The sequence below is a fragment of the Micromonospora sp. CNZ322 genome, from assembly GCF_007827755.1.
In genome coordinates this window covers 443,956-457,266 of the sequence record NZ_VITD01000004.1, presented here as the reverse complement: position 1 = coordinate 457,266, position 13,311 = coordinate 443,956, and the positions used below count along the sequence as shown (strand labels likewise).

Here is a 13,311-nt window from a genome sequence, read left to right as displayed (position 1 = left end):
CGAGCCCTCCCACGGTTTGGGTCGAAGGCCGGGGCCGACGTCAGTCGTTGACGGTGATGCCCATCGACCGGGCGGTGCCGGCGATGATCTTCTCGGCCTGGGCGATGTCGTTGGCGTTGAGGTCGGCCATCTTCTTCTCGGCGATCTCACGCAGCTGAGCGCGGCTGACCGAGCCGACCTTCTCGGACTGCGGAACACCCGAACCCTTCTGCACACCGGCAGCCTTGATCAGCAGCCGGGCAGCGGGCGGGGTCTTCAGCACGAACGTGAAGGACCGGTCCTCGAACACGCTGATCTCGGCGGGGACGATGTCGCCCCGCTGAGACTCGGTCTGCGCGTTGTAGGACTTGCAGAACTCCATGATGTTCACGCCGTGCTGGCCGAGCGCGGGGCCGACCGGCGGCGCCGGCGTGGCCTGGCCCGCCGGCAACTGAAGCGTGAACGTCTTGACGAGCTTCTTCTTCGGAGGCATGTCACTTCCTGGGGCTTGGAGCTGGGAAAATGCGGCTGTCGCCGCCCTCGGGCGCGCACGGTCAGCGCGGTGCGACAGCGGCGACATTCAAGAGTAGCGCAGGCCGCAGCCCACTCGTCCGCCGAGGTCGAGCGAGAGCGCGTACGCCGACGTCGGCGGCGGGCCGGGCCCGCCGCCGACGACCAATCAGATCTTGGCGACCTGGTTGAAGTTGAGCTCCACCGGAGTCTCACGACCGAAGATCGACACCAGCACCTTGAGCTTCTGCTGGTCGGCGTTGATCTCGCTGATCGTGGCCGGCAGCGACGCGAACGCGCCGTCGGTGACGGTGACGGAGTCGCCCACCTCGAAGTCGAGGACCTTGATCTCCGGCTTCGCCTTCTTCTGCTCGGTCTCGACCGCCGGCGCCAGCCACTTCAGCACCTCGTCGAGCGAGAGCGGAGCGGGCCGGTCGGCCCGGTCGGTCGCGCCGACGAAGCCGGTCACACCCGGGGTGTTCCGGACACAGGAGTAGGACTCGGCGGTCAACTCCATCCGGACCAGGATGTAGCCCGGGAAGACCTTGGCCTGGATCTGCGAACGCTTACCGTTCTTGACCTCGACCTCTTCCCGGGTCGGCACCTCGACCTGGTAGATGAAGTCCTCCATGTCGAGGCTCGTGATCCGGGTCTCGAGGTTGGTCTTGACCTTGTTCTCGTAGCCGGCGTACGAGTGCACCACGTACCAGTCGCCCGGCGCGTAACGCAGCTTCTGCCTCAGCTCCGCGACGGGGTCGTAGTCCTCGTCCGGTGCGGGCTCGGTCGTAGGGAACTCCGGCTCGCTGGCGGCCTCGACCGACTCGTCACCAGCCGCCGTCGCGACCGTGGACTGCTCGTCCACCGGTCCGGCGGTCTCGTCGTACTCAGGCACGCTCGCTCACTTCCGTCACTATGGCTGGAGGCAGCCGGTCAGTCCGAGTTGCCAAAGACAAACAACACGACCTTGGCGAAGCCGAAGTCCAGCACACCCACGATCGTCAGCATCACCGCGACGAACGCCACCACCACGGCGGTGTAGGTCAGCAACTCCTTGCGGGTCGGCCAGATGACCTTACGCAGTTCAGCTACGACCTCGCGGAAGAACCGGGCGATGCGGCCGAAGACGCCCACCCGACCCGTTTCCGACCGCGTGGTCGGCCGGCTGTCCGCCGACTCCGCCCGGGCACGGGACCGCGTGGCGGTGCCCCCCCGGGAAACCGGCTCGTCCGCGCCGGAGGCGTCGTCGTCGGCCACGTCGTCGACGACCTCGTCGTCCAGACGATCGTCGCCGTCGTCGTCGCGCCGCTTGTTGTCGGCCACTTCGCCCTCCGTCGCGGAATCTGGGGTCGCACGCCGAGTGGCGTACGCGGCGCTGGTCACGCCGGCCGGACCCAACCGTCCCGCGACGGGCCGCGGCCGGTGGATCACCCGGAGGGCCCCGATTGCCTCGGAGCCACCCCGCCGATGCCACCACCACGGGCCGGACGCCGCCAAGCTGGCGGCGCGACCCACGGGAACGGTCAGGCCTGAGGCGCAGGGGTGACAGGACTTGAACCTGCAGCCTGCGGTTTTGGAGACCGCTGCTCTGCCAATTGAGCTACACCCCTATGTGGCAACACTCGCCCCACGCGGCCACAGACGACCGAGCAGGGGTCACTTGCCCCACGGCGGACCAGTGTACGGGTAGCCGCCCGACTTTCCCAACCGGTCTCTCCGCCACGCGTGGCGGGCTCGATTCAGCGTGCCGTCCGGATGGTTGCCCGCGCCTGTGACAGCACCTTCTCACCCAGGCAGGTGGCGGTCACCTCGAGTCGGGTGAGACCGTCCTCGGTCACCTCGCGGATCCGCGCGGTCACCTCAATCTCGGTCCCCTGGTCGTCGTCGGGGACCACCACCGGACGGGTGAAACGCACGCCGTACTCGACCACCGCGTCCGGCGACCCGGCCCACTCGGTGACCGCCCGCCCGACCAGCGCCATGGTGAACATGCCGTGGGCGATCACCCCGGGCAGGCCCACCTTCGTGGCCACCCGGTCGCTCCAGTGGATCGGGTTGAAGTCGCCCGAGGCGCCGGCGTAGCGGACCAGGTCCGCGCGGGTCACCTGAAACGTCTGTGCTGGCAACTCCATCTCACGCCTCCCCGCGAATGACATACCTGGCCCAGACCGCGACCACGGGTTCCCCGCCGACGGTGCTCACGTCGGTACGCGTGGTCAGGAAGCCGTGCCCACCCCTGGTGCTGACGTCCTCGATGGTGTTGGTGCAGACCAGTTCGTCGCCGGCGACCACCGGCCGGGTGTACGCGAACCGCTGGTCGCCGTGCACCAGGCGGCTGTAGTCGACACCCAGAGCCGGGTCCTCGATGATCTGGCTGCTCGCGGCCATCGTCACGATCACCGGAAACGTCGGCGGGGCCACCACGTCAGGGTGGCCCAGCGCCCGCGCGGCCTCCGGGTCGTGGTGAGCCGGGTCGGTGGCGCCGATGGCACTGGCGAACTCGCGGATCTTTTCTCGGCCCACCTGGTAGGGGGCGGTCGGCGGATACGTCCGGCCGACGAAGGAAGGGTCCAGAGGCATGCCGCGAACCTACACGGAAAGCCCAATCGCCGACCTGATCGGTAGGCGGCGGCAGAGCCGCACCAAACCGGTCAGATCGGCGATCGGAAAGCTTCGACAGCGGCCGGCCCTGAGGCCGGCCAGCAGTCAGCGGGTCTCGCGGTGGACCGTGTGCCGACCGTCACGCGGGCAGAACTTCTTCAGCTCGATGCGGTCGGGGTCGTTGCGCCGGTTCTTGCGCGTGATGTAGTTGCGCTCCTTGCACTCCACACACGCCAAAGTGATCTTCGGCCGGACATCGGTAGCCTTCGCCACGGCGGAGTGCCTTCCTCGCTAACGGAAACAACTACGACGCGCCAGCCTAGACGCTGACAGCGCGGACATGCAAAGTGGGCGCCAGAAGCGCCCATTTTCTTACGACCACCGGCAACGAGCCCGGAAGACGAGAGTAGCGGTGGCCGGACTTGAACCGGCGACACAGCGATTATGAGCCGCTTGCTCTACCATCTGAGCTACACCGCTGCGATGGGTCCAGCTGAACCCTCGAGCCCCCTTACGGAATCGAACCGTAGACCTTCTCCTTACCATGGAGACGCTCTGCCGACTGAGCTAAGGGGGCCTGCGCGATCTCCCCGTGGGGCGCGCAGGAGTAAGAGTACACGGCCCGGCTCGACAGGTGAAATCGGATCCCCGGTGATCGTCCGCGCCCTGCTCAGGGCACGACACGCAGGCGCGGAAGCTCCCCGTTGGCGACCGTCTCCGGCTCGACCTGGGCACCGAACCAGGCAGCCAGCCGCTCGTACGGCAGCGGCCTGCTGAACAGGAAGCCCTGCCCGATCTCACAACCGATGTCCTGGAGAAGCTCCAGGGTCAGCTCGCTCTCCACCCCCTCGGCCACCACCGCCAGACCGAACTGCTGGGAGAGGGTGACCACCGCGTTGACGATCGCCAGGTCCCCCGGGTCGGTCGCCATGCCCTGCACGAAGGAGCGGTCCACCTTCACCTCGTGCACAGGCAGCCGGCGCAGATGCGCCAGGGACGAGTCACCCGTGCCGAAGTCGTCCACCGACAGCCGTACGCCGAGATCCCGCAGCCGTTGCAGGGTGGGGATCGGCCGGTCCGTGCCGTCCAGCACCCCCGACTCGGTGATCTCCAGGGTGAGGCGCTGCGCCGGCACCTTGTACTCGGTCAACAACTCCTGGACCCGGTCCGGGAAGTGCTGGTCGATGAGCGTACGAGCCGAAAGGTTGACCGCGATGGGCAGCGGTTGGTCGGCCAGCGCCCAGTCCCGGCTGCGCCGAAGGCCCTCCCGGAGGACCACCTCGGTGAGCCGGCTCAACTGGCCGGTGTGCTCGGCCACCGCCACGAAGTCCTCGGGTGCGACAGTGCCGTGCGCCGGGTGCTCCCAGCGAGCCAGACACTCCACACCCACCAGGCGCCGGTCGCGCAGGGTCACCTTGGGCTGGAAGTAGACCTCCAGCTCGTCCTGGTCCAGTGCTCGGCGCAGGTCGCCGGCCAGACCCAACCGGCGCAGCGAACGGGACTCCAGTGCGGGATTGAACAACTGCACGCTGCCCGGCACCGACTTGGCCGCAGTGGCGGCGAGGTCGACCCGGAGCAGCAGGGTCGCCGCGTCGCTGCCATGATCCGGGTGTACGGCCACCCCGACGGCGGTGTCCACGTCGAGGGTGAGCGCGTCGAAGACCATCTCGTCGCGGATCTGGTCGCGCAGTTGGGCGGCCAACTCTAGCGCCGCCTCAGCGCTCTCCAACCGCAGCGTCACCAGGAACTCGTCCCCGCCGGCACGGCCAACCAGAGCCGACGACGGCGCGCTGGCCCGCAACCGATTGGCGACCTCGGTGAGGACCTTGTCCCCGGCCGCGTGCCCCAGGGACTCGTTGACCTGGCGCAGGCCGTCGACGTCGAAGAGCAGCAGCGCCACCACCTCGCCCGGTGCGCGGATCTTGACCGACTCGTCCAACGCTCCGGTGATCCGCCGCCGGTTGGGCAGTCGGGTCAACGTGTCGTGGTGCGCGTCGTGCCGGAGCCGGTCGACCAGCCGCGAATTCTCCAGGGCCACGGCCGCGTGCGCTGCCACGGTCTCGAAGATGGGGATGTCACCACGGGTGAAATGGCCGACGTCGCTGAGCCGGTTGGCGACCTCCAGGGTGCCGATGACCGCCTGGCCGGACCGGAGCGGCACGACGATGACGTCCTTGATCTTGCCGAGACTCAGGGCCTGGCGCTCGTTCGACTCTTCGTCGAAGGCGCGCCCCACCGCGATGGTCCGCCCCTCGCCAGCGGCTCGCTGGCGGAGGGAGGCCGGCGTCCGTACGACGTCGAGCAGACCCGGATCGTCAACCCTGGCGGTGAGTAACACCTCAGGATGGCGGCCCAGGGCGGGCAGCCACAGAGTCGCGTACTCGGCCTGCATCAGGGCCCTGACCCGACCCAGGAGAGCATCGACGAGCGTCCCGTCCTGACCGCGCTCCCCGATTGCGCGGGTCAGGTCGTACATCGCGGCCAGCGTCCGGTGTTGCCGGAAGAACTCCGCGTAGGAGCGGTAGACCAGAATTAGGGCCACACCGAGTGCAATCAGCAGCACCAACGACCACCAGGTGGTCGTGACGGCAATCAGAATGATCAAACCGAGCGAGACGTTGATCGCCGCAGTGAGCAGGGCGGGGCGTGCGGTGCGAAGAGAGTCCCGTCCCGCCGGCCAGCCCTGTAGGAGGGTATGCACGCCGACGATGCCCGCAAGGCTGACGAGGATCACCGCGGTCACGGCCGCGAAAAGACTCAGCCATGTACCGGGGTCGTCCACCTCCTTCGAGGGCGGTAGCGCCTGAAGGAGGAGGACGGCGAGAGAGGTCCCGGCGGCCGCCTTGGCCACGTTGAACCAGAACTTGACGGGCGCGAACCGGTGCCGCGTCTGCGTGAGCATGGACGCCACCGTGTAGATGGCGACGACGGTCAGCGGTGGTAGCAGAAAGAGCGCTAGTACCAGCGGAATCTCGGTCAGGGTCATGCCGAACGACTGCCGCCGGACGACAAAGTTGAGGACCGGCATGCCCACGGCGGCCATGGCGACCAACAACAGGAGCGCGAGAAGCCATTCACCGAAAGGCTGGGAGGACACCAGCCCTGTGACCATGGAACAGATCGCTGCGAAGAACACCAGCGGCGCGGTGATGAACCAGGCACGATCCGCCGAACGGCGTCGCGATCGATCACGCGGAGCCATACCGCTCCCTACGGCGCCTGCGGTTACCGCCCTTGAGTGGGGATGAGCTGAACCAGTCAGCGACCACTGCCGAAGACAGTGTTCTCCGGAACGACAGTCCAGATGAGATCGATGGCCTGAGCTCCGCTGGCACTGCCGTCGAAGAGGCCGGCGGGGAAGGCAACGATGGTGGCGGCAGCGAGAACAAGGAGGAGAGACCCACCGAGTCGGCCTAGCCTTCGACCAGACATGATCGCTCCTGTCGGGAGATGTACAGCGTTGATGGAGGTTCCACGATCGTGCCACAGCGCGGGCAGCCAGAGAAGTGGTGGTCGCCCTACTGGCCCCACCGTCTGTTACTTCCCGCCGTTCGGCCTACGGCCCCCAACGCACCGGACCAGATCACAAGCTTGCGGGGTGGTTCACCGCTTCACGCAGCGTTGAATACGACCTTCACCGCAATTCGGGGCCAGCTGTAGGCACTCGCCACATTCTCCGACGGTCACCGTCAGCAACACCTCAACAGCCGGCGACGAACCCGCGCCTCCAATCCGGCCATCGACCACCATACCGGCTCCTCGCCATCCCGCCAGCCCCTCGTCGGGTTCATTTCAGTGGGCGGACAGCAACATGGGCGCTGATCACGAGCAGTGGATGCGCAGCTAACATCGCACTTGACATCGGCGGCGACAGATGGAGCGCGCTCCGGCGTAGGTCAACTCCGCCACGAGCCCGAGCGCCAACCTGACGGCAGACCCACCGACAGGATCACCGCAACGCCCGGAACACGACCGCAGTCCTGTGGAGCGGTCAGACCGAGCACGGCGGCCGGCGCGATCTCGGCCGCATGCGACTGTCTGATCGCAGGTGTGGACGGTCCGACCCTCGCGATCCTCTCGCCGACATCTCGCCAACCAAGGGCAACGAGGGTGACGACCTGCGACGTTGGCTTGAGAGCACCCGTACACCAGCACAACGACAGCGGACGTCGACGCAGACGTCATCGCCGAAGCTCGCCATCTCGTCTTCGACACCACAGCCAAGATCAGCAGCTGAAAGAAGGTCGCTCATCGAGTGCGTGGCTGATCTTGTCGTTCATGGTGTCGCCGCTGCGGATGAGTTGGCGGCCAGACAAACGACAACGGCCCCGATCAGCATCTCTGCTGGTCGAGGGCCGTGTCTGCACCTGGTGGCGGGTAGAGGATTCGAACCTCTGAAGCTTTCGCGACGGATTTACAGGGCGTCGGCGATCTTGCCAGCCTCAGCGCACCTGAACTGCTATCTCTGTCCCGCAGCCCGGTGCCGGCTGACTCGTCGCCCACCATCTGCCCACGCCCACAGAACTCACGACTCTTGCAGGACCAGACCATCTGGCGCACGCCCGCCTGGCCAGTCAGCGAATGCGGGCATGGCAAGGAATGTCGCTTTGTCGAAGACAACCTTCCCACCACTGAATTTCGCCTCGTCAAAGTTCACTAGCCCACCACTGAACTTCACCCCGCCAAAGAACACCTCCCCACCGCTGAACGACGCCACGCCGAAGGACACCTCCCCACCGCTGACCTTCGCCCCAGCGAACGATGCAACCCCACCACTGAACGTCGCCCCATCAAAGACCACGTCCCCACCGCTAAAATTCGCTCCGCTAAAGGACACCTCCCCGCCGCTGAAGGTCGCCCCACCAAGGGTCACCCATCCACGACTGAACGTCCCCGCGTAAAAGGACACACGCCCACCACTGACCGTTGTCCCCTCCAAAGACACCTGCCCACCATCGAACGTCGCATGGTCAAAGGACACATGCCCACCACTGAACGTCGTCCCCTCGAAGGACACCTGCCCACCATCGAACGTCGCATAGTCAAAGGACACACGCCCACCACTGAACGTCGTCCCCTCGAAGGACACCTGCCCACCATCGAACGTCGCATAGTCAAAGAACACTCGCCCGCCACTGACCGTCGCTTCGTCGAAGGCCACAACCCCGGCGCTGAACGTCGCCCCGACGAAGGACACCCGTCCGCCGCTGAACGTCACACCCGAAAAGTCCCCGCCATCGAAGACGGCGCCTGTGAAGTCGAGGTCGCAGCCGCTCCATGAGGTCGCGTCATCTTCGGCAGGACGTAAATGTCTGCCGACGAGGCGTATGACAGTGTGACGCACTTCCCGCTCCTCCCGAGCGGCCCGGACCGTCTCCGCATCCATCATCGGCGCCTGACTGTCGGCCTGTGTCGGCATCTCGCTCGGGGCATCCGAGGGTGGGATGTATGGCATCCGGAGGTAGGCGCAGAGGACGTCAATGCAGGTCTGTCGCCCTTCTCGCCAGTCATCAGCGAGTCCGGCCATGGCGTAAACGCCCGCCAGGCGTACGGCCGCTTTCTCCGACCCGAGCTGCTCGGATGCTTTGGCGAAGCGTTCGTTGAACAGCCGGATGCCGTTGCGGTCAGTCTCGATCTTTGCCCGTTCATCGGCCGCCTCAGCGAGAGCCTTGGTCACTTCGGCACGCAGATCAGCAGCCTGCGCCAGCTGATGAGCGAATTCCGCCAGCGCGTTCGTGTGCTCCGCTACCCGTTGCCGACGGTAGGCAACCACTAAGGCGGCGACACCGCCGATGCCCGCCACAACGGCGAAGACGAGCTTCAAGAGGTCGAACAGCGTGGCTGCGGTGACGGTTGCGCCCCGCTCAAGGCCAGGCCAACCGGCGAAGCCGAGCGCTGCAGCAATCAGGCCACCGACCAGCAGCAACGCAGTTGCGACAGCCAAAGCGATTGACCGACGGATACCCCAGAGGCGCAGCTGAGGCACGCGACTATCACTGGCTGGGATCGAATCAACCGTGACGCGGACCTCGGACCGGGTTGAGTCGTGCGGTGCGGGCAACTCCACCCCCTCCTTCTAGCGCACCTCGTCCACATCACCTCAGCAGCACGCTGCCCAAGCCAGCAGCGTCATCCGAGGGCGTCGCCGATCTTGTCGTTCATGGTGTCGTCTCCGCCATCGATGCAGTTCGCGTAGACGCGGAGGAGGACGGCGACGCCGTGGCCCAGGCGCCGGGCGACCTCGGTCGGCGGGACGCCGGCATTCAGCCAGAGCGAGGCCGCCGCGTGCCGCAGGTCGTAGGGTCGGCGGACGAGCGGCGAGGCGACCTGCGATTCGGTCAGCGCCTTGTCACGGGCGAGCTTCCACCACCGGTCGTAGACCGACTCGGAGAGCGGTCCGCCGTGCAGGCCCCGGAAGAACCGGCCGTCCGGGCCGACCCCGTGATTCTCGACGTGCGCGCACAGCAGCTCGACGAGCCGGGGCGGGATCGGGACCGTACGAGTCTCAGCCCTTCCCCGGTGCTTGAGTCCGCGCCGCTCGTGGGAGCCGCCGTCATCGGTCCAGTGGGACCCGGCGCGCGGCGAGGTGCCGGCGAGCACCAGGCGGCCCCAGCGATATTCGATCTTCTCGTGCTCGCAGGACCGGGAAGGCTTGACCGCCGCCAGGTCGTCGAAGTCGGTCCCGCAGTCGGCGCACCGGCCGGCAAGGTCGCAGTCCTCTCGCCGTAGGTCCGCGGCTTCCGAGGGACGCATCCCCGCGTAGTAGAGGCAGCCGAAGAACGCGGTGACCTTGTCGGCGCGTTTGCCGAGAGATTTCATCGCCTCCAGCAGCGTGGCGACCTGGGCCGGGTTCGCCACCACCCGGCGGTCGATGGACTGCGCAACCTCGGGAGCGGTCCACTGGACCCGGTCGACCGGGTTGGAGGCGATCAGCTCCAGCTCGACGGCGTACCCGAGGACGTTGTAGAAGGTGGCCCGCTTGCGCTGGACGGTGGAGGCAGCCGCGGGCTTGCCGTCGAGGCGTACGCACAGGCTGTCGAGGACTCGGCGGACCATTGCGGGCGAGTCCAGTTCGACGACCGGGAGTGACGCGGTTTCCAGCCAGGCGAGGGCCGCCGCGTGTTCGGGCGGGATCTCGTCGGTCCAGCGGCGGGGGTTGAGGCCGTAGAGGTACAGCGCCTCACGGAGCAGGGCGTCAGTCGGTCGGCCCCGCTTCGCCGGGCGGGTCAGGGTGACCGTGATGGAGGTCAGCGCTTCGACGATCGAGCGTCGAGTCTTGGCCGCCGCCCGGGGCCACTTCATCTCGACGTACGCGCGGCTGTGCGCGTACCAGGTGGTGGGGTTCTTGGTTCTGGCCTCCGAGACCGGGCGACCGGTGGCCGGGTCGAAGGGCTCCCCCGCGTTGGCCGCCTGGACCAGCTCGGCGCGGAACGAGTGCGCCAGGGCTTTGGTACGGAACATGTCTTCGAAGCGTTGGCCGCTCACCGCCCAGCGGACCCGCCACGGCCGAGCCTTCCGGTCAGCGCGCTTGGCGATCTCCCAGATCTGGACCTCGTAGCTCTTCATGCGGCGTCCTGCTCCAGGTCGCCGAGCCACCGACCGAGCGCGGACCGGCGGACCCGCAGCTGCCCGTTCGGGAGCTTGATCACCCGTGGTCCCTTGCCGGTCTGCCGCCAGTAGAACCAGGTCGAGCGCGGTACGCGCAGCTCGGCGAGCACTTCCGGCACGGTCAACAACTCATCGTTCACTGCGTCTCCTCCCCGTCGTGCTGTGCGCTGTGCTGAGTTGCCGAAAGATCTGAAGACCCCTGCGCGGCCCGGTCTTTGGCTGCGAGCAGTTCGGACCGCCAGCGGGCGCGTTCGCTGATCGAGCGCATGAGTCGGTGGGTCATCGGGCCGACGTCGGGGTCGTCGGGTCGGGCAAGCTCCCAGGCGTGCCGGACCCGTTCGGTGGTGTCGCCCTGGTCGTCGACGAGCTGGGTGCCGTCGGTGGTGACGCCGAGCAGCGCCCGGACCCAGGCCCGAACGTCGTGCTTGTGGTCGGCGAGGGTCTTGCCGGACCAGTCGCGGGAGATGAGGATGCGCCGGCCGCCGATGCCGAGGGTGTCGCGCTGGTGGACCTTGCCCTTGCAGCGGCCGGGCTTGAGCTTGGCGTGTGCCTTCTTCGGCTGGACGCCGTAGAGCAGCCAGTTGGCGCACCGCTCGGTGCAGGGGGTGAGTTGGAGTTGCTGCCAGAGCCGGTCGAGGTGCTTGCGTTGCCGGTCGGTGGTCGCCTTGTGGCAGTCGCCGGTGTGCTTGGTGATGTATTTCGTGACGTACCGGATGGTTCGTTCGGCGTCCTCGGTGCCGGGCATGACGCCGCGGGCGTCGACCTGGGCACCGAAGCGGACGACGTGCACAGGCTCGGCGTCCGGGTCGTCGTCGATGGCGTCGAGGGCTTCCGTCCAGGTGGTCAGCGGCTCGCGGGTGTCCGGGTCTACCCATGCCGTCGCCTGCTCGTCCCAGATCGGGAGCCGGTCGAGGGTGTAGCGCTGAACGTCGACCGAGGGCCACCACACCTGGTGATAGGTCGCCGCCGCCACGGTGCGGAGCACGTCCCGAGGGATGGTGCCTCGGATGGCGAAGTGGGCGTGCGGGGCGAGGCGACGTTGCGGTTCGACACAACCGGCGTACTGGACGTTCCAGCCCTCGCACCGTCGGAGGTTCTGCCAGAACCGGTCCAGCAGCCGGGGAAAGTGCACCGCGTCCCAGGCGGCGCGGCGGTAGTCGTACCTGGCCGGGTTGACAGGGGTGCCGTCGGGGCGGACCGGGCCGTACGAGTCGAGGGTGAGCGTGAGCCACATCGACGGTTGGTAGGTGGAGCCGTCCGGGGCGGTGTAGGTCTTGCCGACGGTGCGCCGTTCGACCTTGCGCCGAGGCAGCTCGGGGGCGTCCTGGCGCCGCTTGGTGGAGCGCTTGCGTCGCTGGCCCGGCTCGTCGTCCTGGTCCTCGTCGTTGCTGGCGTGTGGTGGTCCGACGCGCCCGCGCAGGCCCTCAGTGGCGATGGCTTCCTCTACTTCGCGGATTGCCTCGTCGAGGTCGGTCACCTGGTCCCACTGCGCAGCGCGTACGGCTTCGTCGCGGGAGAACTCCAGATGTGCGCGGAACAGGATCAGGGACTTCTGCGCTTCGGTCGCGGGTTCTGGGCCGGGTAGTGGCTCGTCGTCGCGGTGCCAGCCCTCGCGGATCTGGGCTTGCCGTAGCCGGCGGTTCTTCTTGGCGCACGGCGGGCACTTGTCCTCGCGGGTCGCGCCGCAGGGCAGGTCGATGACTTCGGTCAGGCCGGTGTCGAGATCGGTGCGGCGCATGGCGAGCGGTCGGACGCAGACGCCGTACTCGATGGCGATGTCCTTGAGCACGTCGATCGAGCGGGGCAGCGCCATGCGGGCCGCCCGCGACCCTGGCCGAGGCGCAACCGGGGTCGGAGCGGGTTCGAGACCGGGCAGGGTCGGAGCCGTCATCGGATGATCCCGACGACCTGGGGCCGGTTGGGCTGGATGGCCTTGATCGGGGGCAGCACTGCGGCTGATGCCGGCGGCATCACCGGAGCCGGCGGCGCGGGTTCGACACGCTGCGGCTCGTCGTACCAATCGTTCTGCGGCTGATCGGGCGCGGGAGCCGGCGGGGTGGTGGGTGCGCTGGACAGGACGACCTTGACCAGGGCGAGGAAGGCCAGCGACGGCACCGCCGCGACGATCCAGCCCCAGACGGACGGTTCGGCTTCGGCGACCTGGGCGGCGAGGGAGAGCAGCGCGAACGCGATCAGGAGGACGCCGACCAGGCCGACGGGTCGACCATCGCGGCGGCGGGCGCGGATCTCCAGGCCGAGGTAGATGGCCATCAGCTCGACCGCTACGGCGTTGGCCCAGCCGATCCAGTCGGGCTGGCCGTGGGCGACGGTCAGATCGTGGACGTGGGTGAAGGCAGCGGCGCCGGCCATGGTGCCGACGACGAGCAGGATCAGCACCCGGACGCCTGATTCGGCGCGTTCGCGGATCATCGGCCGCCCCTGTTGTCCTGGATGGTCAGGGTGATGCTGATCTGCTGGCCGTTGAGGTCGCGTCGACGGTTGACCATGTGCGCCAGGCCGTGCAGGGCACCGGCGAGCCGGTCCGGAGGGCCGTCGAGGTCGATGTGCAGCGGCTTGAGGCGGTGGGTGCCGAGGAAGAAGCTCTTGAGGGACATC

13 protein-coding genes and 3 tRNA genes are annotated in these 13,311 nt (G+C 67.7%); all 16 read right to left on the bottom strand.

Translation table 11 applies throughout. The annotated features are described in order from the left end of the window. Positions 1-40: 40 nt before the first annotated feature. Complete coding sequence (gene rplK, locus FB453_RS13505) at positions 41-472, bottom strand: 50S ribosomal protein L11 (protein ID WP_091402426.1); 432 nt, start codon at positions 470-472, stop codon at positions 41-43. A 186-nt stretch (positions 473-658) separates the two neighbouring features. Next, positions 659-1,381 carry a transcription termination/antitermination protein NusG gene (gene nusG / locus FB453_RS13500; RefSeq protein ID WP_112584800.1) on the bottom strand — a complete coding sequence of 241 codons (723 nt, stop codon included), beginning with the start codon at positions 1,379-1,381 and terminating at the stop codon, positions 659-661. A 38-nt stretch (positions 1,382-1,419) separates the two neighbouring features. Next, complete coding sequence (secE, locus tag FB453_RS13495) at positions 1,420-1,809, bottom strand: preprotein translocase subunit SecE (RefSeq protein ID WP_091403530.1); 390 nt, start codon at positions 1,807-1,809, stop codon at positions 1,420-1,422. Positions 1,810-2,023: 214 nt separating this feature from the next. Then, positions 2,024-2,096 (bottom strand) — tRNA-Trp (locus FB453_RS13490). 129 nt (positions 2,097-2,225) lie between these two features. After that, positions 2,226-2,618, bottom strand: coding sequence for a MaoC family dehydratase (locus tag FB453_RS13485; RefSeq protein WP_145790303.1), 393 nt, complete (start codon positions 2,616-2,618; stop codon positions 2,226-2,228). Between the two features lies 1 nt (position 2,619). After that, complete coding sequence (locus tag FB453_RS13480) at positions 2,620-3,066, bottom strand: MaoC family dehydratase N-terminal domain-containing protein (protein WP_091402433.1); 447 nt, start codon at positions 3,064-3,066, stop codon at positions 2,620-2,622. Between the two features lie 126 nt (positions 3,067-3,192). Beyond that, positions 3,193-3,360 (bottom strand): 50S ribosomal protein L33, encoded by a 168-nt coding sequence (gene rpmG / locus FB453_RS13475; RefSeq protein ID WP_007073056.1) that lies wholly within the window; start codon positions 3,358-3,360, stop codon positions 3,193-3,195. Between the two features lie 134 nt (positions 3,361-3,494). Next, a tRNA-Met gene (locus tag FB453_RS13470) sits at positions 3,495-3,567 on the bottom strand. Positions 3,568-3,591: 24 nt separating this feature from the next. Next, positions 3,592-3,664 (bottom strand) — tRNA-Thr (locus FB453_RS13465). 93 nt (positions 3,665-3,757) lie between these two features. Next, the gene (locus FB453_RS13460) at positions 3,758-6,289 is read right to left on the bottom strand and encodes a GGDEF and EAL domain-containing protein (RefSeq protein ID WP_145790301.1); all 2,532 of its coding nucleotides are present in this window, start codon (positions 6,287-6,289) and stop codon (positions 3,758-3,760) included. A 1,323-nt stretch (positions 6,290-7,612) separates the two neighbouring features. After that, on the bottom strand, positions 7,613-9,154 hold the full coding sequence (locus tag FB453_RS34200; RefSeq protein WP_186718251.1) for a pentapeptide repeat-containing protein: 1,542 nt from the start codon (positions 9,152-9,154) through the stop codon (positions 7,613-7,615). A gap of 62 nt (positions 9,155-9,216) precedes the next feature. Then, positions 9,217-10,653, bottom strand: coding sequence for a site-specific integrase (locus tag FB453_RS13450; RefSeq protein WP_145790299.1), 1,437 nt, complete (start codon positions 10,651-10,653; stop codon positions 9,217-9,219). Beyond that, positions 10,650-10,835 carry a helix-turn-helix domain-containing protein gene (locus FB453_RS13445; RefSeq protein ID WP_145790297.1) on the bottom strand — a complete coding sequence of 62 codons (186 nt, stop codon included), beginning with the start codon at positions 10,833-10,835 and terminating at the stop codon, positions 10,650-10,652. Before FB453_RS13445 ends, FB453_RS13450 begins: the two co-directional genes overlap by 4 nt. Beyond that, entirely contained in the window at positions 10,832-12,586 is a 1,755-nt protein-coding gene (locus FB453_RS13440) for a replication initiator (protein ID WP_145790295.1), read from the bottom strand. Before FB453_RS13440 ends, FB453_RS13445 begins: the two co-directional genes overlap by 4 nt. Then, positions 12,583-13,125: a DUF2637 domain-containing protein gene (locus FB453_RS13435; RefSeq protein WP_145790293.1), complete on the bottom strand. Its 543-nt coding sequence runs from the start codon at positions 13,123-13,125 to the stop codon at positions 12,583-12,585. Before FB453_RS13435 ends, FB453_RS13440 begins: the two co-directional genes overlap by 4 nt. Then, positions 13,122-13,310: a hypothetical protein gene (locus FB453_RS13430; protein WP_145790291.1), complete on the bottom strand. Its 189-nt coding sequence runs from the start codon at positions 13,308-13,310 to the stop codon at positions 13,122-13,124. The genes FB453_RS13435 and FB453_RS13430 overlap by 4 nt, the downstream gene beginning before the upstream one ends. Position 13,311 lies beyond the last annotated feature (1 nt).

Coding starts and splice junctions, on each gene's coding strand:
- FB453_RS13480 (WP_091402433.1), bottom strand. CDS start 3,066: ATGCCTCTGGACCCTTCCTTCGTCGGCCGGACGTATCCGCCGACCGCC.
- rplK (WP_091402426.1), bottom strand. CDS start 472: ATGCCTCCGAAGAAGAAGCTCGTCAAGACGTTCACGCTTCAGTTGCCG.
- FB453_RS13460 (WP_145790301.1), bottom strand. CDS start 6,289: ATGGCTCCGCGTGATCGATCGCGACGCCGTTCGGCGGATCGTGCCTGG.
- FB453_RS13430 (WP_145790291.1), bottom strand. CDS start 13,310: ATGTCCCTCAAGAGCTTCTTCCTCGGCACCCACCGCCTCAAGCCGCTG.
- FB453_RS13435 (WP_145790293.1), bottom strand. CDS start 13,125: ATGATCCGCGAACGCGCCGAATCAGGCGTCCGGGTGCTGATCCTGCTC.
- FB453_RS13450 (WP_145790299.1), bottom strand. CDS start 10,653: ATGAAGAGCTACGAGGTCCAGATCTGGGAGATCGCCAAGCGCGCTGAC.
- FB453_RS13485 (WP_145790303.1), bottom strand. CDS start 2,618: ATGGAGTTGCCAGCACAGACGTTTCAGGTGACCCGCGCGGACCTGGTC.
- FB453_RS13440 (WP_145790295.1), bottom strand. CDS start 12,586: ATGACGGCTCCGACCCTGCCCGGTCTCGAACCCGCTCCGACCCCGGTT.